Source organism: Acidovorax sp. M14, assembly GCF_049331375.1.
Taxonomy (GTDB): domain Bacteria; phylum Pseudomonadota; class Gammaproteobacteria; order Burkholderiales; family Burkholderiaceae_C; genus Acidovorax.
The window spans coordinates 3,813,787-3,834,065 of record NZ_CP186263.1 but is presented as its reverse complement, the minus strand read 5'-3'; the positions used below and the strand labels follow the sequence as shown (position 1 = coordinate 3,834,065).

Genomic DNA, 20,279 nt, shown 5'->3' with positions numbered 1-20,279 from the left:
TCTGGTTATTTCCTTACGCGTAGATACACTTGTGACGTTGTGCGGCCATTTCGCCGGCACTGCCTTTCACCCCTTTGCCCATGCCCCCTCCCACCAGCTCTCCGACCGCGCGCATGCCCTGGTCGGATGCGCCCGCCATCACTGTGGTGTTGGTGGTGGCATTGCTGGCGCTGGTCGTGGTGCCACTGGCGCAGATGCTGGGCGATGGGGCAGGCGCGCAGCACGGGCTGGAGCCGCTGCTGGAGCTGGTGGCGGTGCTGCTGGGGTTGCTGGTGGTGTCCGTGTCCCTGCATGCGCTGGAGGCGCAGGAGCAGGCGCGCGCCAATGTGCTGGTGGTGGGCTTTGGCGTGGCGGCGGCCTGCAACTTTCTACACGGCGTGCTGGTGCATTCCGGCCCCGTGCACATGCCCCCGGGCAGTGCCGACATGTCGCTGTGGCTGAGCAGTTGGGCGCGTGTGGCCGAGGCGCTGACCCTGGGGCTTACCGCCACGCGCCTGTCGGCCCCCGGCCCGGCCCGTGCGTGGCTGGCGGCAGCGGGGGGCGTCGCGCTGGTGCTTGCGGGGTCGGCGCTGGGGCCGCTGCCCCACTGGTTTGCCCATGCTGCAGACGGGGCCTTGCGCCAGGTGGCGGCTGTGGGGCTGGCCCTGGCACTGGCCGCCAGTGCGGTGTTGCTGTACCGCCGCAGCCACAGCGAAGAGGCGCCGCGCGAGCGCCTGTTTGCCTGGGCGGCCGGTGCCTTCGTGTGCGGTGAGGTCACCGTGGGCTCGCTGGGCGGGCATTCGACGCTGGGTGGGGTCTTGTCCCATGGCTTTCGGGTGGTGGCGTATGCGCTGCTGTACCAGGCGGTGTTTGACGCAGGCATTCGTCGCCCGTTTGCACGCATCCAGGAGGCCGAAAGCCGTTTGCGCGAGAGCGAGGGGCGTCTGTCACTGCTCGGGCGCAACCTGCCGCACAGCGTGTTGTTCCAGATCGTGCGCGAGCTCGATGGCCGGGTGCATTTTGTGCACATGGGAGACGCCATCGAGCGGCTGAACGGTGTGCGGGTCGAAGACGTGCTGCAGGACCCGCGCGTGCTGTACCGGCAGATCCTTCCTGAAGACATCGACCGCCTGCGCCAGGCCGAGCGCCAGTCCTACCTGTCCATGACCAGCCTGGAGGCGGTGTTTCGCGTGCGCCGCACCGACGGCCAGTTGCGCTGGATGCACCTGAGCTCGTCGCCGCGCCGGTTGCAGGATGGCCGGGTGCTGTGGGACGGCGTGCAGACCGACATCACCGCCCACCATCAGGCTGAAGAGGCCGCGCACGCCCAGCAGGCGCTCATGGCCAACACGCTGCGCCATGTACCGGGCGGTGTGTCGCGGATCGATCGGGACTTGCGCGTGCTGTACGTCAATGAGCAGCAGGCCCGCTGGCTCTACACCACGCCCCAGGAGCTGGAAGGACAGCTGCTGCGGGATGTGATTCCGCCCGAAGTGTTCGCACGCATCCACCCGCACCTTGAAAAAGCCTTTGCGGGCGAGACAGCGGTGTTTGAGAACCACATTGATGGCCCCGACGGCACCCAGTTCCGCCACACCACCATCGCCCCCGAGAGCGTGACGGCGCAAGGGGTGGCAGCCGTGGTGCTGTTTGCTTACGACTTGACGGCGCTCAAGCGCATCGAACAGGAACTTGCCCAGCAGAAGGCGCACCTGGCCAGCGTGGTCAACGCCATGCCGGACATGGTGTTCATGAAGGACACCAACGGGGTGTACCTGTCGGTCAACCCCGTGTTCGAGCGTTTTGCGGGCCGGCCAGAGAGCCAGGTCGTGGGCTGCAGCGACTTTGACCTGGTGGCACCCGCCGACGCCGAGCGCTTTCGCAAGTACGACCAGCGCGCCATGCAGGCCTGGCAACCATTGGTGTACGAGGAGACGCTCACCTTCGCGGAAGACGGCTACCAGGGCCAGTTCGAAACCATCAAGACACCCATCCGTGACTTGCACGGCCGCGTGACGGGCATCCTGGGCGTGTGCCGCGACATCACCGACCGTAAACGTGCCGAGCAAGAAATCGAACGCCTGGCCTTCTACGACGCCCTCACCGGTCTGCCCAACCGCCGCCTGCTGCTGGACCGCCTGCAACGCTCCATCGCCGCCTGCCAGCGCACCAGGAACCTCGGGGCCCTGCTGTTCATCGACCTGGATAACTTCAAGGATTTGAACGACACCCTGGGCCACGACATGGGCGACCAGCTCCTGGCCCAGGTCGCCGCCCGCCTGGTGGGCAGCGTGCGCGAAGCCGACACCGTCGCCCGCTTTGGCGGCGACGAATTCGTCGTCATGCTCGAAGCCCTGGCCCCTGACCTGCAAAACGCCGCCACCCAGGCAGAAACCGTCGCCGAGAAACTCCTGGCCAGCCTGAACCAGCCCTTTGACCTGGACGGCGCCCAGCACTACAGCACCCCCAGCATCGGCATCACCCTCTTTGGCGACGAACGCCTCACCGTGGACGAACTCCTCAAACGCGCAGACCTGGCCATGTACCAGGCCAAAGCCGCAGGCCGCAACACCCAGCGCTTCTTCGACCCCGACATGCAGGCAGCGGTGAACGCCCGCTCCAACCTCGAAGCCGACCTGCGCCAGGGACTGGCCCGGGGCGAGTTGCTCGTGCACTACCAGCCCGTGGTCGACCACCACGCCCGCCTGCTGGGCGCAGAAGCCCTGGTGCGCTGGCGCCACCCCCAGCGCGGCATGATCAGCCCGGCCGACTTCATCCCCCTGGCAGAACAGACCGGCCTCATCCTCCCCCTGGGCCAATACGTGCTCCAGACCGCCTGCGAACAACTGCAGCGCTGGAGCCAGCACCCGGACACCGCCCACCTGTCCATCTCCGTCAACGTCAGCGCCCGCCAATTCCGCCAACCCGGCTTCGTGGCCGAAGTGCTGCAAACCTTGAAGAACCACAACGCAGACCCCCGGCAACTCAAGCTCGAACTCACCGAAAGCCTGCTGCTGGGCGACATCGAAGACACCATCGCGCGCATGGTCCAGCTCAAGAGCGAAGGCGTGGGCTTTGCGCTGGACGACTTCGGCACCGGGTACTCCAGCCTGAGCTACCTCAAGCGCCTGCCGCTGGACCAGGTCAAGATCGACCAGAGCTTCGTGCGGGACGTGCTGACGGACCCGAACGACGCGGCGATCGTGCGGACGATCCTGGCGCTGGCCAAGAGCCTGGATTTGGAGGTGGTGGCGGAGGGGGTGGAGACGACGGGGCAGTTGTCGTTCCTGAGGCTGCACGGGTGCGAGGGGTTCCAGGGGTATCTGTTTGGAAGGCCCGGGCCCGTGGAGTTGTTCGAGCGTGAGCACTTGCCGGGCCATTCGGCGCCCTCGCTCGCTACCTCGCAGCCCGCACAGCAGGAGCAACGGCCATGAACGGCGTGGGCATCCTGTGGGTGGACATCGATACCCAGCACGCAGCGGCCGCGCGGCGGTTGATCGCGGCGCGTTACCCGGATTGGCGGGTGGTCAACAGCCCTACGCCCGAAACCGCCAAGGCCCCCCTCGCCAGCCAGGCCTGGGACGCCGTGGTGTTGTGCCTCAAACCCAGCGACCAGGAACTGCCCGGCCTGCTGGAGCTGTGCGCCGGCCGCCCGGTGCTGATGTGCATCGATGCAGCGCAAGAGGCCCTGGCCGCGCGCGCGTTCCGCTGCGGGCTGGGCGACTATGTGCTGCGCGAGGCCGACGGTGCTGCGCACCTGAGCGAGCTGCTCAACCGCCTGGTGGCGCTGGTGCAGGGCGCGCAGGGGCGGGGCCAGCCCGTGCGCATGGTGGACGCCCGCATCTGGCAAGAGGCGTTGACCATGCTGCAGGAACAGCGCTCGGCCCTGCAGGCCACGCTGGCCAGCATGAGCCAGGGCATCTTCAAGACCGGGCCCGATGGGCGCATCACTGTCTACAACGAGCGCGTGCTGGAGCTGCTGAATTTGCCCGAATCACTGATGGCCACCCGCCCCACGCTGGCCGACCTGACGCGTGTGCAGGCCGAGCGTGGCGACTTTGGCGAGGGCTACAGCCTGGTGGACCGGCGCGGGCACGACTACGTGGCCCAAGGCGCAGTGGCTCCGGCCCCGGCCTTGTACTGGCGCACCACGCGCGATGGCCGCACGTTCGAGGTGCGCACCACCTCGCTGGCCGATGGCAGCCTGGTGCGCACCTTTGCCGACGTGAGCGACTACGTGCGTGTGGAGAACGAGCTGCGCGAGAGCGAGGCGCGCTTCCGGTCCCTGAGCGATCTGTCGTCCGACTGGTATTGGGAGCACGACGCCGAGGGCCGCTTTGTGCAGCTGGCCGGAGACCTGAGCGTGAACGGCATCCCGCTGTCGGACGTGATGGGGCGCACACGCTGGGAGATCGGCGCCCTGAACATGACCGAGGCCGACTGGGCTGCGCACCGTGCGGTGCTGGCGGCACACCAGCCGTTCCGCGACCTGGAGCTACAACGCCGGCGCGCGGATGGCAGCATGCACTGGATCTCGGTCAGCGGCGTGCCCGTGTTCGATGCCAATGGCGCCCTGCGTAGCTACCGGGGCGTGGGCCGCGATATCACGGAGCGCAAGCAGGTCGAGAGCCAGATTGAACGCCTGGCGTTTTATGACTCGCTGACGGGCCTGCCCAACCGCCGCCTGCTGGTGGACCGGCTGCAACATGCCACGGCGGCGGTGGCACGCTCTGGCACCCAGGGTGCACTGCTGTTCATCGACCTCGACAACTTCAAGGACCTCAACGACACGCTGGGCCACGACACCGGCGACCAGCTGCTGCTGCAGGTGGCGCAGCGGCTCAAGGGTTGCGTGCGGGAGTCCGACACCGTGGCCCGCTTTGGGGGCGACGAGTTCGTGGTGCTGGTGGAGGGCCTCAGCGCCGACCCCGCCCATGCCAGCGCCGAGGCCGCGCTGGTGGCCAGCCACATCACCACCACGCTGGGCAAGCCCTACGCGCTGGGCGATGCCAGCCACCACAGCACACCCAGCATCGGCATTGCGCTGTTCGGCCAGCAGACCGTGAGCGTGGACGAGCTGCTCAAACATGCGGACCTGGCCATGTACCAGGCCAAGGCGGCGGGGCGTAACACCCAGCGCTTCTTCGACCCCGACATGCAAGCGGCCGTGAGCAACCGCTCGGCCCTGGAGGCCGACCTGCGCCGGGGCCTGCAAGAAAAGGAGCTGGTGCTGTACTACCAGCCGGTGGTGGATGGCAAAGGCCGCTTGCAGGGGGCCGAGGCCCTGGTGCGCTGGCGCCACCCGCGCAGGGGCATGGTGTCCCCCGCCGAATTCATTCCGCTGGCCGAGCAGACCGGACTCATCCTGCCTCTGGGCCAGTGGGTGCTGGAAGCGGCGTGCGCGCAGCTGGTGGCCTGGTCGCGCAGCTCGCTCACCCGGCAGTTCTTCCTGTCGGTGAACGTGAGCGTGCGGCAGTTCCGCCAGCCCGACTTTGTGGAGCAGGTGCTGGGCGTGCTGGACGCCACGGGCGCCAACCCGGAACGCCTGAAGCTCGAACTCACCGAGAGCCTGTTGATGGCCGATGTCGAGGACGTGATTGCGCGCATGGAGCACCTGCGCCGCTACGGTGTAGGCTTCTCGTTGGACGACTTTGGCACGGGCTATTCCAGCCTGAGTTATCTCAAGCGGCTGCCGCTTGACCAGCTCAAGATCGACCAGGGTTTTGTGCGTGACCTGCAGACCGACCCCAACGACGCCGCCATCGTGCGCACCATCCTGGCCTTGGCCGACAGCCTGGACCTGGCGGTGGTGGCCGAGGGCGTAGAGACCACAGGCCAGCTCGAATTTTTGCAGCGCTACGGCTGCAAGGCCTTCCAGGGTTATCTGTTTGGTCGGCCCATGCCCGCCGAGGTGCTGGAGCGGGCGCTGCGGCCTGCGCTATGACCTGCGTTAAGGCAAAGGCCCGCCAGCGCGCGCAGTTCACAATCGCGCCATGAAAAAACAGGTGTTGGTCGCCGGTGGCGGCATTGGCGGCTTGGCCGCTGCGTTGGGCGCATCGCGGGCGGGATGGGAGGTGCGGCTGTACGAGCGCGCTGCTGCCTTCAGCGAAGTGGGTGCGGGTGTGCAGATCGGGCCCAACGTGGTGCGCCGCTTGCAGGCCTGGGGCCTGCAGCAGCCACTGCAAGCGGTAGCGGCCTTCCCCAGCCGGCTGCAGGTGCGCAATGCCGTCAGCGGCAAGGAACTGGCCGTGTTGTCCCTGGGGCCCACGGCGGTGGAGCGCTACGGCGCGGCCTACGCCACCATCCATCGTGCGGACCTGCATGGCCTGCTGCTCTCTGCCGTGACCCAATACACCGACACGCAATGGCATCTGGATCAGGCGATCGACAGCTTTGCCGATGCCGACGGCGTGGTGACCGTGCGTACCAGCCGGGGCAAGCAGGTCGAGGGCGATGCCCTGATCGGTGCCGATGGCCTCTGGAGCCGCACACGCACCCAGCTTCTGGGCGCTGTGCCGCCGCGCGTGACGGGGCACCTGGCCTATCGCGCGCTGGTGCCGCAGCATGCGCTGCCCGACGCCTTGCGCACGGCGCAGGTCACCGCGTGGCTGGGCCCGCGCCTGCATGCGGTGCAGTACCCCGTGCGCCGGGGCGAGCTGCAGAATCTGGTGGTCATCGTGCAAGGGCCCGCGCCGCAAGATCTGGAGAACTGGGACCACGCCGCCAACGCCGCTGGCCTGGATCATGCGCTGCAAGGCACCTGCACTGCGCTGCAGGACGTGGTGCGAAGCGTGAGCGCCGTGGGTGGTGCTGGCTGGCGCCTGTGGCCCTTGTGCGACCGCCCGCCGGTGCGCAGCGCCGACGATATGGCACAAGGCCTGGTGGCCCTGCTGGGCGATGCCGCGCACCCCATGCGGCCGTACCTGGCGCAGGGGGCTGGCATGGCCATTGAAGACGCGGCCGAGCTGCAGCGGGCGCTGGCCATGCACGACCTCGATGTACCGCTGCGCCTGCGCCGCTATGCGCTGAACCGCTGGCAGCGCAACGCGCGGGTGCAGGCCAGGTCTACGCGCAATGGTCGCATCTTCCACGCCACGGGGCCCGTGCGCTGGGGGCGCGACCTGTCGTTGCGCCTGCTGGGTGAACGCGTGCTGGATGTGCCGTGGCTTTACCGGGGCGATGGCTCCAGCGCCAGCTCCTTGTGACGGGGAGTGTGGGCAGGCCCTGCGAATAAGCCTCAGGCGCAGGGGGCGCGTACGGGGCTTTGGAAGGACCTCCCGGTTGTCAGGATATTCCCTATCCGGGGCAACCCCTGCCAGTGTTTTGCAGGGTGAACTTCATGCAGTGTGCCACGCTCTATCCCTGTATGTGCAACGCCACAAAAAGGCCAGCCACATGCCCGCGAATTGGCTGTTCAAGCGCAGTTCGTGGTGCTACAAAGTACCAAGCCGGTAGCGATTGCCAATGCAACACCGTGGTACCACCTGAGCCCGCCAGGGGTGCCGCCACAGGAGGTCGTATGGATGCCATCAGCAACTTCGCCGCGCGCTACGCCCGTAGCCGCGAAGAGGAAATGTCGATCGACGAGTACCTCGCCGAGTGCAAACGTGATCCCATGGCCTACGCCACATCGGCCCAGCGCATGCTGGCCGCTATTGGCGAGCCCGAGATGGTGGACACGCGCAACGACCCGCGCCTGTCGCGGCTCTTTGCCAACAAAGTCATCAAACGCTACCCCGCCTTCACCGAGTTCTACGGCATGGAGGAGTCCATCGAACAGGTGGTGAGCTTCTTCCGCCATGCCGCGCAGGGGTTGGAAGAGCGCAAGCAGATCCTTTATCTGCTGGGCCCGGTGGGTGGTGGCAAAAGCTCCATTGCCGAGCGCCTCAAGGCGCTGATGCAGAAGGTGCCGTTCTATGCCCTCAAGGGCTCGCCGGTCAACGAATCTCCACTGGGCCTGTTCGATGCCGCAGAAGACGGCCCCGTGCTGGAGGAGCAGTTCGGCATTCCGCGCCGCTACCTGCAGCGTGTGCTGTCGCCCTGGGCGGTGAAGCGGCTCGAAGAATACGGTGGCGACATCCGCCAGTTCCGTGTGGTCAAGCGCTACCCCAGCGTGCTCAAGCAGGTGGGCATTGCCAAGACCGAGCCGGGCGACGAGAACAACCAGGACATCTCCAGCCTGGTGGGCAAGGTGGACATCCGCAAGCTCGAAACTTTTGCACAGGACGACACCGACGCCTACAGCTACAGCGGCGGCTTGTGTCTGGCCAACCAGGGGCTGCTCGAATTCGTGGAAATGTTCAAGGCGCCCATCAAGGTGCTGCACCCGTTGCTTACGGCCACGCAGGAGGGCAACTACAAGGGCACCGAAGGTTTTGGGGCGATTCCGTTTGACGGCGTGGTGCTGGCCCATAGCAACGAAAGCGAGTGGAAGGCATTTCGCAACAACAAGAACAACGAGGCGTTTCTCGACCGCATCTACATCGTCAAGGTGCCGTACTGCCTGCGCGTGAGCGAGGAGATCCGCATCTACGAAAAGCTCATTCGCGAATCGTCGCTGGGCAACGCCGTGTGTGCGCCCGGCACGCTCAAGATGATGGCGCAGTTCGCCATCCTCACGCGGTTGAAGGAGCCCGAGAACTCCAGCATCTTCAGCAAGATGCAGGTGTACGACGGTGAGAGCCTGAAGGACACCGACCCGCGCGCCAAGAGCTATCAGGAGTACCGCGACTACGCGGGCGTGGACGAGGGCATGACGGGCATCTCCACGCGTTTTGCGTTCAAGATCCTCTCGAAGGTGTTCAACTTCGACAGCGCCGAGGTGGCCGCCAACCCGGTGCACCTGATGTATGTGCTGGAGCAGCAGATCGAGCGCGAGCAGTTCCCTGCCGAGCTGGAGACCAAGTACACCGGCTACATCAAGGAGTTCCTGTCGCCGCGCTACGCCGAGTTCATCGGCAAGGAGATACAGACGGCGTACCTGGAAAGCTACAGCGAGTACGGCCAGAACATCTTCGACCGCTACGTCACCTATGCCGACTACTGGATTCAGGACAACGAGTACCGCGACACCGACACCGGCGAGGTGTTCGACCGCAGTGCGCTCAACGCCGAGCTGGAGAAGATCGAGAAGCCCGCAGGCATCGCCAACCCCAAGGACTTCCGCAACGAGATCGTCAACTTCGTGCTGCGGGCGCGCGCCAACAACCAGGGCAAGAACCCGAGCTGGACCAGCTACGAAAAACTGCGGCTGGTGATCGAGAAGAAGATGTTCTCCAACACCGAAGAGCTGCTGCCGGTGATCAGCTTCAACGCCAAGGCCAGCGCCGAAGAGGCCCGCAAGCACGAGGACTTCGTCACCCGCATGGTGAACAAGGGCTACACGCCCAAGCAGGTGCGGCTGCTGTGCGAGTGGTACCTGCGCGTGCGCAAGAGTAGCTAGGGTCGGTGCCTGGGCCACAGACCCTGCATGGGGAACGGGAGCAACGGATGGCATTGCAAATCATCGACCGCAGGCTCGCTGGCAAGAACAAGTCGGTGGGCAACCGCGAGCGATTTGTTCGCCGATACAAGGAACAGATCGCGGATGCGGTGCGCCGTGCCGTCTCGCAACGCGGCATCCGCGACATGGAGCAGGCCGAGAACATCACCATCCCGCGCAAGGACATCAGCGAGCCGATTTTTCACCACGGCCAGGGCGGCATCCGCGACACCGTGCACCCTGGCAATGCCGAGCATGTGCGCGGCGACCGCATCGAGCGGCCCCAGGGCGGTGCGGGCGGGCGTGGGTCGCAGGCCAGCGACAGCGGCGAGGGCGAGGACGACTTCACCTTCACGCTGACCAAGGAAGAGTTCATGCAGCTCTTTTTTGAAGACCTGGCGCTGCCGCACCTGCTGCGCACCCACATTGGCGAGAACCCGCAATGGAAGTCGCGCCGTGCAGGCTACAGCCAGGATGGCATCCCCAACAACCTGGCCGTGCTGCGCACCATGCGTGGTGCCTTGGGGCGGCGCATTGCACTGGGAAAGTCGGCCCACCGCGAGCTGCTGGCGCTGCAAGCCGAACTGGACGCACTGCTGGCGCAGGACGACGGCACCAGCGAGGCGGTGGCTGAGTTGCAGCGCCGCATCGATGCGCTCACGGCGCGCATCGGCAAGATTCCGTACCTCGACCCCATCGACCTGCGCTTTCGTGCCCGCACGCCGGTGCCCGTGCCCAGCAGCCAGGCGGTGATGTTCTGCGTGATGGATGTGTCGGGCTCCATGGATGAGACGCGCAAGGACCTGGCCAAGCGCTTCTTCATCCTGCTGTACCTGTTTCTCACGCGGCATTACGAGACCATCGACATCGTGTTCATCCGCCACCACACCCAGGCGGCCGAGGTGAGCGAGGAGCAGTTTTTCCACTCCACCGAAAGCGGCGGCACGGTGGTGAGCAGCGCGCTGGTGCTGCTGGACCAGATCATCCGCGCGCGCTACCCGCAGGGCGACTGGAACATCTACGTGGCCCAGGCCAGCGACGGCGACAACTTCACCAACGACAGCGGCATCTGCCGCAACCTGCTGGTGGACAAGATATTGCCGCTGGTGCGCTACTTTGCCTATGTGCAGGTGGCCGAGGAAGAACAGAACCTGTGGGACGAGTACAGCCAGCTGGCGCCGCTGTACTCGCACTTTGCGATGCGCAAGGTGGGCGCACCCGGTGACATCTACCCCGTGTTCCGCGACCTGTTCAAGAAAGAGGGGGTGGCCGCATGAACAACGTGGTGCAGTACCCCGTGCTGGAGCGCCGCCAGAGCGACAACCCCTGGAAGGCCGCTGCCGTGGGCGAGCGCCGCCACCGCGCCGTGCCCGGCCAGCCTCTGCCTGCGGGTGCGCGGCCTGCGGAGCCATTGCCCGACCCGAGCGACTGGACGTTCGAGCTGATCGAGCGCTACCACGCGGCCATTGCCGCCACGGCCGAGCGATTTGGCCTGGACACCTACCCCAATCAGCTGGAGATCATCACCGCCGAGCAGATGATGGACGCCTACTCCAGCGTGGGCATGCCGGTGAATTACCGGCACTGGAGCTACGGAAAGGAGTTCTTGGCCACCGAGCGGCGCTACCGGCGCGGGCACATGGGGCTGGCGTACGAGATCGTCATCAACTCCAACCCCTGCATCAGCTACCTGATGGAGGAGAACACCACCGCCATGCAGGCGCTGGTGATTGCCCACGCCGCCTATGGCCACAACAGCTTCTTCAAGGGCAACTACCTGTTTCGCATGTGGACCGATGCGTCCAGCATCATCGACTACTTGGTGTATGCCAAGGACTACGTGGCCCAGTGCGAGGAGCGCTACGGCACGGGCGAAGTGGAGCGGCTGCTGGACTCGTGCCATGCCTTGGCGAACTTTGGTGTGGACCGCTACCGCCGCCCCTCCAAGAAAAACCTGGCGCGCGAACGCCTGGAGCGTGCACAGCGCGAGGCTTACGCTCAGCAGCAGGTGAACGAGCTGTGGCGCACGTTACCCACCCGCCCTGGCAAGGAGGATGCGGCGCAAGAGCACAACCGCTTTCCGCAGGAGCCGCAGGAGAACATCCTGTACTTCATCGAAAAGAACGCTCCCCTGCTGGAGCCCTGGCAGCGCGAGATCGTGCGCATCGTGCGCAAGATCGCACAGTATTTCTATCCGCAGCGCCAGACCCAGGTGATGAACGAAGGCTGGGCCACCTTCTGGCACTACACGCTGCTCAACACGCTGTACGACGAGGGGTATCTGAGTGATGGCGTGATGATCGAATGGCTGGGCTCGCACACCAACGTGGTCTACCAGCCGCCCGTGGGGCACCGCGCCTACAGCGGCATCAACCCCTATGCGCTGGGCTTTGCCATGTACCGCGACATCCAGCGCATCTGCCAGAACCCCACAGCGGAAGACCGGCACTGGTTCCCCGACATTGCAGGCACCCCCTGGCTGCCCGCGCTGGACCATGCCATGCGCAACTTCAAGGACGAGAGCTTTATCGGCCAGTACCTCAGTCCGCACCTGATGCGCGAGATGCGCCTGTTCGCGCTGCATGACGACGCCGCCGAGCGCGACCTGGTGGTCAGCGAGATCCATGACGAGAACGGCTACCGCAGCCTGCGCCAGCTGCTGTCACAGCAGTACGACCTGGGCACGCGTGAGCCCAACATCCAGGTGTGGAACGTAAACCTGCGCGGCGACCGCAGCCTGACCTTGCGCCACACCCAGTACCAGGGCCGCCCGCTGGCCGACGACACGCACGAGGTGCTCAAGCACGTGGCGCGGTTGTGGGGCTTTGGGGTGCAGATCGAGAGTGCGGACGCCGACGGCAACCACCCGGTGCTGCTGCACCAGGTGCCCGCCTCCGCCACCTGACGGGGCTGCGCTGGTACCTGCGCCGCGGGTGAAGGATTGTTGCTCTGTTTTTGATAGCTGCTGGCGCATGATGCACTAGCGCTACCGCCCGATTGGGCTCAAAAAGCAGGCGAAGAGGCCCTGGCCCGTGGCGACCGGGCCTGCAGCGGGCAGTCGGTGGCGACGCGCTCGGCCAGGGTCTGGCGCAGGGCCTGCAGTGCGGCAATGCGGTCATCAATCTCCTGCAGCTTGGCGGCGAGCACCTGCGTCAAGGCGGGGCCGGGCTCGGCGGTGTCCCAGATGGCGGGCAGCCGGTCTCCGATCTCCGCCAGGGTAAAGCCCAGCTGCTGTGCGGTGCGGATGTACTGCACCAGCGTCACCACCTCGGGCGGGTAGTCGCGGTAGCCGTTGTCCAGGCGCCGCGCGCGGATCAGGCCCTGCTGTTCATAAAAACGCAGAGCCTCGCGGCTCAGGCCCGAGGCCGTGGCCAGTTCACCGATCAGCATGATCTGCTCCCCCTCACAAAGTGCTTGACCCTGAAGCGTACTTCAAGGTGGAAGCTCGGGGCCTCGTTATTCATTCACAGAGGCTTCCTGTCATGCCCATCCCCGCCTTCGCTTCCGACCGTTACCTGCGCATCGTGCGCGCCAGCGGCTGGTACGACCTGCTCGTCACCTGGCCGTTTGCCTTGCCCTGGACCTTTGCCTGGCTCTATGCCCAACTGAACCTGCTGGCCCAGGCGCTTGCTCTGCCCGGCACCTTGCACCCTTTGGACACCACGCACATGCTGCTGGCCAACCTGCTGGGCTCGGTGGTGGTGGTGTGGTCGCTGGCGCGCATTGTGGCGCCCACGGTGCTGCTCGGGCGGCTGGACGGCGTGGCGCGGTTTCTGTTTGCGGCCTGGCAGATCTACGCGGTGGCACACGGCGCCAATGCCATCGTGCTGGGTTTTACCGCGTTCGAGTTGCTGTTTGGCGTGCTGCAGTGGTGGCGCGTGGCGGGCAGCAGCACGACACTGTGCCCGCCCGGCCCCGCACGGGGGAATGATCGGGTCAATGGGCGGGCGCGGGCAGCAGCCTGAAGGCCAGTGCACCCACCACCAGCATGGCCGCAATGGTCAGCATCACCGCCACATACGCGTCTGCACCCTGTGCGGCGGCGATGGAGGCCGCCACGCCCGTCACCCACTGCATCAGCGCCACGCCCAGGAACAGCGCCATGGTGAACACCGCCATGGCCCGCCCCGTGACCGCAGGGGCGTAGGCCGAGCGCACGTCCGAATACTGCAGCACCATGTAGCCCGACAGCAGGCCCACGGCCACGGAGCCGCCCACGTCCAGCCATTCGGCATGCAGAAAGCCCATGGCCGCAAACAAGGCCGCCAGCAGGACGGTAAAGCCCAGCAGCCAGCGCCTGCGCCGTGTGGGGCCAGGGTCCAGCCGACCAAAAAAGGCCGGGCTGAACAGCGACACCAGCGATGACAGCATGGCCACATTGCCGCTGGCTACCAGCGAATAGCCGTGCCGCTCGATCAGCAGCGGCCCCAGCCACAGCCCGCGCAGCGTGAGGAAAGAGGCGTACGTCATCAGTGCCAGCAGCATGATGCCGGCGGTGTGCGGCAGCAGGAACAGCGCGCCGAAGCCGCGCACTGCCTCCAGCACCGATTCGCGCGGGGCGGCATCGTCGAGGGGTTGTGCGGGCTCATGCACCTTCCAGAAGATCAGCAGCCAGGCCAGCGCCGCCAGGCCCGCCAGCACGCCAAACCCCATGCGCCAGGACGACTGCTGCACCAGCCAGGCCAGGGGCGTGCCGGTAAACAGCATGCCCAGCCCACCCACCCCCATGGCCACGCCCGACACCATGGCAAACCGCGACGCGGGGAAGTAGCGCGCGATGAACACGGTGCACACCAAAAACGCGGGCGCGCAGCCCACGCCGATCAGCACCTGCCCCAGCAGCACCGTGCCATAGCCCGGCGCCAATGCCGACAACACCGCGCCCGCAATGGTGAGCGGAAACGCCACCAGCAGGGTGCGCCGCACGCCGTACAGGTCGATGCCGATGCCCATGAACAGCTGCATGGTGCCGAAGGCAAACGCAAACGCCCCGGCAAACACCCCCAGCGCCTGTGCCGACAGCCCGAACTCGGCCCGCAAGCCCGTCGCCATGATGGCCGTGATGGTGCGAAACGCCTGGCTCAGCGCAAAGCCTGTCACCAGCGCCAGCAGCATGGCCCATGCGGCGCGGGGGGCAAGAAGCGGTGGGGAAGGCGGCGAAGGGGGCACGGGGGCGGTCTCCTGGGCAGATGGCGGTGGCGTTTGGGAGCAGCTCTCCGTTGGCCATCAGGCCCGGTGAGGTTACCCGCAGAGCAGAACTGCCGCTGTCGCCGACGGACGGGGCGGTGCCCGCAGGTGGGCTGGTTCGCAGGCTCTTAGGGTATGTCCCAGTCTGCCCGCTGCATACCCCACCAAACGCATCGGATGTTGCCCGTTTTGGGGTGCTTGTGCCAGCAATCGGATGGTTACGCGGTGGATTGGGCTTTTGAATGCACCCAATCGGGCCTTGTCTGCGGGTCGCAGGCGCCGTCATGAGGGCGCCACAGGGCGTTGGCAGACTTTAGAGGAGGCTCTCGATGTGGGGATGACCCCAATGACGGTGCCGGGGGCGTGGGGCACTCTTGTGCCCAAGCGCTGCACCGGGCGTGTGCCACGGTTCTGGAATCGCAGATTTCGGTCTCTCGCAATCAGGATGGTCCAGGTGGTGGTGAATGGCAAGGTTTGTGCTTAGTGGCAGCCAGGGGCGCTGAAAAGACCCTGTGGGCCGGTGGCCACAAGCCGTTGGATGGAAGTTGTCGGGCGCGCTGCGAGGCTGCGCCGCGATGTCAGGAGTGACCGATGAAGACGATGGTTTTGCTGGGTTCGGGTGCTTTGGCTACCCTGTTGTTGTCGGGCTGCGCGAGCCAGCCCCCCGCCATGCAGGCGTTCAGCGCCCCCGCCGACGGCAGCAGCATGCAATATGCCTGCGGCAATGGCGAAAAGGTCGAGATGCAGTTCTACCCCGAGCAAGGCCGCAGCGTGATGCGCCGCAGCGGCTGGACGGTGGAGCTGCCCAAGCAGCCGGCTGACAGCGGCTACGCCTACAGCAACGGCCCCACCACGGTGCTGGGCAAGGGCAACGAATTGACGATCCAGATTGGACACCTGGCACCGATCTGGTGCCGCAGCAACCGCGGCATGATGGTGGCGGGCGTCCAGTAACCTGCTCCCTTTGACCCCAGCCTGTGATGGGCTGGTTGGGTTCTCGTTTTTTTCAGGGCCTGTGCAGCTGTCTGCACAGGCCCTGTGTCGTTTCAGCGCGCCTCGGGCGTGCAGGCGCCGGGGGCGGCTGCGGCAGACGCAGGGCGCTGCTCCAGCATGCGGGGGGCGACCAGCAGGTTGCCCTGTGCGTCCCGCACGGTGACGACCACCTCGCGGCTGCTGTCGGCGCGGGTGTCGCTGAAGTGCAGCTGCATCTCGGCGGCCGAGGTGCGCGTTTGGGGCTCGCCGCCGTTGGCAAATTCCGTGGTTTCCAGTGTGCCCTGCAGCAGAGCCACGCCCTGCGCATCGATCTGCCACGGGCCGGTGAACACAAAGCGCTGGCAGGTAATGTTGAGTTCCACCCGCTCGTTTTCCAGCTGCAGCTCTGCGCCACCGCAATGCAGCGCGCAGGGGGCACCCACCGTGAAACCCGCGCCCGAGAAATAGACCGCGCCGTTGATCGGGCCGGTGCCCGTGCCACCGGTGCCGGGACCGCAGGCGGCCAGCACCAGCACGGCCGTGGCGGTGGCCAGCAGCCGGGCCGCCCGGGCCCAGAGTTCAGGAAGGACGTTCATCTTGGTCTGCGGCATAGAAGTAGCTGCCAAAGCGGGCGCGCCGGTTGCGTTCGCTGGGCGGGGTGTTTTTCTGGTCGTGGTCGTAGCGGGCCTGCGCCTCGGTCATCACGGTCTTGAAGGCCTGGCGCCAGGCCTTGGCGGCCACCACGTGCAGGCGGCGGGCGGATTCTTCGCTGAGCTGGTCCACAAACACGGCCTGCTCCAGGTAGTTGTGCTCGCCCTCCAGGTTGAGGCTGGCGGCGGCCAGGTGGTCGTGCAGGTTGTCCTGCATCAGCTGCGCCATCTCGGCAAAGCCCTGGCGCGGTACAAAACCGGCGACAAGCAGGCGGATCTGGCCGTCCTCACCTTCCTCGGCCATGCCCAGGCGCACCAGCTCGTCAAGCACCGCGCGGGGCCGCACATCGCTGCTGATGCTGGCCACCAGGCCGTCGAAGTGCGGGGGCTCGCCACTGCGGGGCAGGGGGCGGGGCTGGCCCTCGTCATCCAGGCAATCTGTCTGGCTCAGCCAGCGCGCGGCCACCTGGCTGGCCATGTTCAGCGGGGTTTCGCCCGCTTCTTCTTCAGCGGCGGGCTCGGCCAGGCGGCCCAGGTTGCGCACATCGCGCCGGTGCACGCCCGACATCAGGCTCACCGCGCTGTCGGTGGTCTTCTTGCCCGTGCGCTGTAGCTCGTCGTGCGCGGCGTCCAGAAACACCTTCTTCATCGCCGCCGCAAACGCGGGGTAGGCCACGCCATTGCGCAACAGCAGGCGCGCCAGAGGGCGCAGCACGTGCAGGGCAGAGGCCAGAACGATGGCGGAGCGGGAGGGCATAAAAAAGGGCCGAAGCGCGGAGAGTGTTAGGTGCAGGCTGTGATTGTCATCTCGTTGACGGTTGGAAATTTTGTGGGATATTATCCCACTTAACTACGATGCGGTGGGAGCTCAAGCCGACGCCGCGCCGTGGGTATCCGCATTCACAGGGAGAACAATCACATGAAGAACCGAGGGTTGATGAACACATTGGCGGGCATGTCCCATGCGTCGCCCGCATGGCTGGCCGTGGCCACCGCCGCATTCGTGGCGGGCTGCGGTGGCGGGGAGGGCGGCAACCCGCAGACCCCCAACGAGGCGCGGCTGCAGGTGGCGCGATCCGGCGATCTGGTGGCGTACTTCAAGGCCAAGATTGCGCAGCGGGTGGCGCTGGGCTATCCGGGCACGGCCATCACAGTGCCCACCGTGGGGGGCTTGAGCAGCGCGGGCAGCGTGGTCACCCACACCGGCGTGCCACTGGCGGGTACGGTAGTGGAGGAAGATGACCTCATCAAGGCCGAGGGCAACATGGTCTACGGCCTGCACCGCGCCTATGCCACCGACACCGGCCGCGAGCCGCCGCGCCTGGCCGCCCTGGCCCGCGCGGCCGATGGCAGCCTGTCCAGCGTGGGCAGCGCCGTGCTGGACGCCAAGTTCATCCCCCAGGGCTTTTATGTGGCGGGTGGCGGCACGCGCGCCGCCGTGCTGTCGCAACAAGACCCGTATGCCGACCGCCAGCCCGTGGTGGCTGCGGCCGACGCGAGCATCGCCGTGTTGCCAGAGTACAGCCGCACGCTGTCGCTGGACCTGTTCGCCATCCACAAGGACATGGCGCCCGCGCAGATCAAGCAGATGCGCATCGATGGCCTGCTGGTGGGCAGCCGCTTGATTGGCAACACGCTGTACCTGGTCACCACCTGGTCGCCCGACCTCACACGTTTTACCGTACAGGCAGGGGCCACGGCATCGGCGGTGGATGCAGCACTCAAGGACCTGAACACCGCCGCGCTGATCCCTACCCTGCGCGTGGATGGCGGCCAGCCGCAGCCGCTGGTCAACGAGGCCGACTGCCTGGTGCAGACGGGCAACGCGTCGCTGTCGCTGCAGCTCACGTCCATCACGGCCATCGACCTCACCTCGTCCAGCCTGGCGCGCACCAGCCGTTGCTTTGCGGGCGGCAGCGAGGCGGTGCACCTGGGCGCGCGCAGCGTGTATGTGGCCAGCTCGCGGCAGTACCGCTATGGCGGCGATGTGGCCAACGCCGTGTTCCCGGCCGACAGCCGCACGGACATCCACAAGTTCACCTTCCGTGGCGCGCAGGTGGACTACGACGCATCGGGCAGCGTGGACGGCCACCTGGGCTGGGACCTGCGCCGCCTGCCATCGCGCCTGAACGAATACCAGAACGATCTGCGCGTGCTGACCTTCACCGGCAAGACGGGCCAGAGCGGCATGCCGCCGGTGACCATTCAGGCCCAGCAGGCCTCCCCCGCGCTGCTGACCGTGCTGCGCGACAGCGGCCGCGACAGCTATTTGGGCCCGCAGGCCAAGCTGCCCATCCGGCTGCGCACAGCGCGGGGCGACCAGCAGATTGACAACCTGTTCTTTGCAGGCACTCGGGCCTATGCCACCCCCTTTGCCACCACCGAACCCGTGTGGGTGCTGGACCTGGCCAACCCCGCCAACCCCGCCAACCCCGCCAATCCCGCCAATCCCGCCGTGGCAGGCGAGCTGCCGGCGGGCGGCCATGCCGACCACCTGGTGCCGCTGCCGAACGGCCTGTTGCTGGGCGTGGGCAAGGACAGCGCCCTGGGCGGTGTGGCCGACGGCATTCAGCTTGCGGTGTTTGACGTGCGCAATGCCGCGCAAGGCAAGCGGTTGACCACGCAGGCGGCGGGCGGCCGGGGCAGCATCACCACACTCGACAGCGCCCGCCCGGTGCTCAACCTGCAAGCCATGGATGGCAAGGTGCGCCTGGCCTTCCCCGCCCGCGTCTACCAGGCACCCACGGGCGTAGGCACGCCACCACCCGTGCGGGGCTACCAGGGCGCTTTGCGGCTGGAGGTGAACACGACCACCGGAGCGCTGGCCCAGCGCTCCATGGTGGTGTCCACCGCCATCCTGAACGGCGACACGGCTGGGCTCTACAGCCGCTTTGACATCGCCAACGAGCGCAGCCTGCAGGTGGACAACGTGGCCTACCAGCTCTCGGGGGGGCAGGTGTTCACCAGGGCCGGAGACTGAAGCGCTGCCGGTTGCGACTCAGGGAGAGAACTATAAAAACGATAGCTGCTTGCGCTTTTCTGTAGGGCGCGGGCAGCAGTTAAAAGGCCTGTTCACCGGGGTGGTGAACAGGCCTATTTTTTCGGCGCGCCGTTGTGCTTACAGATCCGTGCGCAGTTTCCAGATCTCGGGGAACAGCACCACATCCAGCATCTTGCGCAGGTAGCTCACCCCGCCCGTGCCGCCCGTGCCGCGCTTGAAGCCGATCACGCGCTCCACGGTGGTCACGTGGCGGAAGCGCCAGAGGCGGAAGGCGTCTTCCAGGTCGGTCAGTTCCTCGCCCAGCTGGTACAGGTCCCAGTGCTTGTCGGGGTTGCGGTACACGGTGAGCCATGCCTGTTCCACCGCATCGTTTTCTACATACGGCTCTCTCCAGTCGCGCTCGGTGTGGCTGGCGGGCACGGCCAGGCCGCGCCGGGCCATCAGGCGCAGGGCTTCGTCGTACAGCGACGGGGCTTCGTAGGCGGCCTGCACCTGCGCTAGCAGGTCGGCGCGGTGCTCGTGGGGCTTGAGCATGGCGCGGTTCTTGTTGCCCATCGAGAACTCGATGCAGCGGTACTGGTAACTCTGGAAGCCGCTGGACTGGCCCAGGTACGGCCGCATGGCGCTGTACTCGGGCGGTGTCATGGTGGCCAGCACGTCCCAGGCGTGCACCAGCTGCTCCATGATCTTGCTGACGCGCGCCAGCATCTTGAAAGCAGGCGGCAGCTCGTCGCGCGCAATGTGGCCGATGGCCGCGCGCAGCTCGTGCAGCATGAGCTTCATCCACAGCTCGCTGGTCTGGTGCTGCACGATGAACAGCATCTCGTCGTGCGCGGGGGACAGCGGCTTTTGTGCGGTGAGGATGGCGTCGAGCTGCAGGTAGTCGCCATAGCTCATGGATTGGCTGAAGTCGAGCTGGGCGCGCTCTTCGTGCACGATGGATTCGGGCAGGGCGGCCGATGCCGCGTTGCTGTTGTCACCCGCAGGGGTTTGCGAGAAAGGGCACATG

14 protein-coding genes are annotated in these 20,279 nt (G+C 66.5%); 9 read left to right on the top strand and 5 right to left on the bottom strand.

What is annotated here, in order from left to right; all coding sequences use genetic code 11:
- Positions 1–80: 80 nt before the first annotated feature.
- The 6 genes from ACOYR4_RS17865 (at position 81) to ACOYR4_RS17840 (ending at position 12,365) form a co-directional block, all read left to right on the top strand.
- Entirely contained in the window at positions 81–3,413 is a 3,333-nt protein-coding gene (locus tag ACOYR4_RS17865; protein ID WP_422847517.1) for an EAL domain-containing protein, read from the top strand.
- Positions 3,410–5,923, top strand: a complete 2,514-nt coding sequence (locus ACOYR4_RS17860; protein ID WP_422847516.1) for a putative bifunctional diguanylate cyclase/phosphodiesterase — start codon at positions 3,410–3,412, stop codon at positions 5,921–5,923. The genes ACOYR4_RS17865 and ACOYR4_RS17860 overlap by 4 nt, the downstream gene beginning before the upstream one ends.
- A gap of 49 nt (positions 5,924–5,972) precedes the next feature.
- Entirely contained in the window at positions 5,973–7,184 is a 1,212-nt protein-coding gene (locus ACOYR4_RS17855; RefSeq protein WP_422847515.1) for an FAD-dependent monooxygenase, read from the top strand.
- 314 nt (positions 7,185–7,498) lie between these two features.
- On the top strand, positions 7,499–9,421 hold the full coding sequence (locus tag ACOYR4_RS17850) for a PrkA family serine protein kinase (protein ID WP_060984991.1): 1,923 nt from the start codon (positions 7,499–7,501) through the stop codon (positions 9,419–9,421).
- A gap of 47 nt (positions 9,422–9,468) precedes the next feature.
- On the top strand, positions 9,469–10,737 hold the full coding sequence (locus ACOYR4_RS17845; protein WP_422847514.1) for a YeaH/YhbH family protein: 1,269 nt from the start codon (positions 9,469–9,471) through the stop codon (positions 10,735–10,737).
- On the top strand, positions 10,734–12,365 hold the full coding sequence (locus tag ACOYR4_RS17840) for a SpoVR family protein (RefSeq protein WP_422847513.1): 1,632 nt from the start codon (positions 10,734–10,736) through the stop codon (positions 12,363–12,365). Before ACOYR4_RS17845 ends, ACOYR4_RS17840 begins: the two co-directional genes overlap by 4 nt.
- A gap of 98 nt (positions 12,366–12,463) precedes the next feature.
- On the opposite strand, the gene ACOYR4_RS17835 is transcribed toward ACOYR4_RS17840, so the two are convergent.
- A complete protein-coding gene (locus tag ACOYR4_RS17835; RefSeq protein ID WP_422847512.1) occupies positions 12,464–12,850 on the bottom strand; it encodes a MerR family transcriptional regulator in 387 nt (128 codons plus the stop codon).
- 92 nt (positions 12,851–12,942) lie between these two features.
- Here ACOYR4_RS17835 and ACOYR4_RS17830 point away from each other — a divergent pair, with 92 nt between their 5' ends.
- On the top strand, positions 12,943–13,425 hold the full coding sequence (locus ACOYR4_RS17830; RefSeq protein WP_422847511.1) for a hypothetical protein: 483 nt from the start codon (positions 12,943–12,945) through the stop codon (positions 13,423–13,425).
- On the opposite strand, the gene ACOYR4_RS17825 is transcribed toward ACOYR4_RS17830, so the two are convergent.
- Complete coding sequence (locus ACOYR4_RS17825; protein WP_422849686.1) at positions 13,397–14,575, bottom strand: MFS transporter; 1,179 nt, start codon at positions 14,573–14,575, stop codon at positions 13,397–13,399. The genes ACOYR4_RS17830 and ACOYR4_RS17825 overlap by 29 nt on opposite strands.
- A 663-nt stretch (positions 14,576–15,238) precedes the next feature.
- Between ACOYR4_RS17825 and ACOYR4_RS17820 the strand changes: the two genes are divergently transcribed.
- Positions 15,239–15,601, top strand: a complete 363-nt coding sequence (locus ACOYR4_RS17820; RefSeq protein WP_015015403.1) for an MliC family protein — start codon at positions 15,239–15,241, stop codon at positions 15,599–15,601.
- Positions 15,602–15,693: 92 nt separating this feature from the next.
- Here the strand turns inward: ACOYR4_RS17820 and ACOYR4_RS17815 are convergent, their stop codons facing one another.
- Both ACOYR4_RS17815 and ACOYR4_RS17810 read right to left on the bottom strand, forming a co-directional pair.
- Positions 15,694–16,215 (bottom strand): hypothetical protein, encoded by a 522-nt coding sequence (locus ACOYR4_RS17815; RefSeq protein ID WP_422847510.1) that lies wholly within the window; start codon positions 16,213–16,215, stop codon positions 15,694–15,696.
- Entirely contained in the window at positions 16,199–17,026 is an 828-nt protein-coding gene (locus tag ACOYR4_RS17810; protein ID WP_110960057.1) for a DUF6502 family protein, read from the bottom strand. Before ACOYR4_RS17810 ends, ACOYR4_RS17815 begins: the two co-directional genes overlap by 17 nt.
- A gap of 180 nt (positions 17,027–17,206) precedes the next feature.
- Between ACOYR4_RS17810 and ACOYR4_RS17805 the strand changes: the two genes are divergently transcribed.
- Complete coding sequence (locus ACOYR4_RS17805; protein ID WP_422847509.1) at positions 17,207–19,249, top strand: beta-propeller domain-containing protein; 2,043 nt, start codon at positions 17,207–17,209, stop codon at positions 19,247–19,249.
- Positions 19,250–19,387: 138 nt separating this feature from the next.
- On the opposite strand, the gene kynA is transcribed toward ACOYR4_RS17805, so the two are convergent.
- Entirely contained in the window at positions 19,388–20,278 is an 891-nt protein-coding gene (gene kynA, locus ACOYR4_RS17800) for a tryptophan 2,3-dioxygenase (protein ID WP_422847508.1), read from the bottom strand.
- Between the last annotated feature and the right edge of the window lies 1 nt (position 20,279).

Coding starts and splice junctions, on each gene's coding strand:
- ACOYR4_RS17865 (WP_422847517.1), top strand. CDS start 81: ATGCCCCCTCCCACCAGCTCTCCGACCGCGCGCATGCCCTGGTCGGAT.
- ACOYR4_RS17860 (WP_422847516.1), top strand. CDS start 3,410: ATGAACGGCGTGGGCATCCTGTGGGTGGACATCGATACCCAGCACGCA.
- ACOYR4_RS17855 (WP_422847515.1), top strand. CDS start 5,973: ATGAAAAAACAGGTGTTGGTCGCCGGTGGCGGCATTGGCGGCTTGGCC.
- ACOYR4_RS17850 (WP_060984991.1), top strand. CDS start 7,499: ATGGATGCCATCAGCAACTTCGCCGCGCGCTACGCCCGTAGCCGCGAA.
- ACOYR4_RS17845 (WP_422847514.1), top strand. CDS start 9,469: ATGGCATTGCAAATCATCGACCGCAGGCTCGCTGGCAAGAACAAGTCG.
- ACOYR4_RS17840 (WP_422847513.1), top strand. CDS start 10,734: ATGAACAACGTGGTGCAGTACCCCGTGCTGGAGCGCCGCCAGAGCGAC.
- ACOYR4_RS17835 (WP_422847512.1), bottom strand. CDS start 12,850: ATGCTGATCGGTGAACTGGCCACGGCCTCGGGCCTGAGCCGCGAGGCT.
- ACOYR4_RS17830 (WP_422847511.1), top strand. CDS start 12,943: ATGCCCATCCCCGCCTTCGCTTCCGACCGTTACCTGCGCATCGTGCGC.
- ACOYR4_RS17825 (WP_422849686.1), bottom strand. CDS start 14,575: ATGCTGCTGGCGCTGGTGACAGGCTTTGCGCTGAGCCAGGCGTTTCGC.
- ACOYR4_RS17820 (WP_015015403.1), top strand. CDS start 15,239: ATGAAGACGATGGTTTTGCTGGGTTCGGGTGCTTTGGCTACCCTGTTG.
- ACOYR4_RS17815 (WP_422847510.1), bottom strand. CDS start 16,215: ATGAACGTCCTTCCTGAACTCTGGGCCCGGGCGGCCCGGCTGCTGGCC.
- ACOYR4_RS17810 (WP_110960057.1), bottom strand. CDS start 17,026: ATGCCCTCCCGCTCCGCCATCGTTCTGGCCTCTGCCCTGCACGTGCTG.
- ACOYR4_RS17805 (WP_422847509.1), top strand. CDS start 17,207: ATGAACACATTGGCGGGCATGTCCCATGCGTCGCCCGCATGGCTGGCC.
- kynA (WP_422847508.1), bottom strand. CDS start 20,278: ATGTGCCCTTTCTCGCAAACCCCTGCGGGTGACAACAGCAACGCGGCA.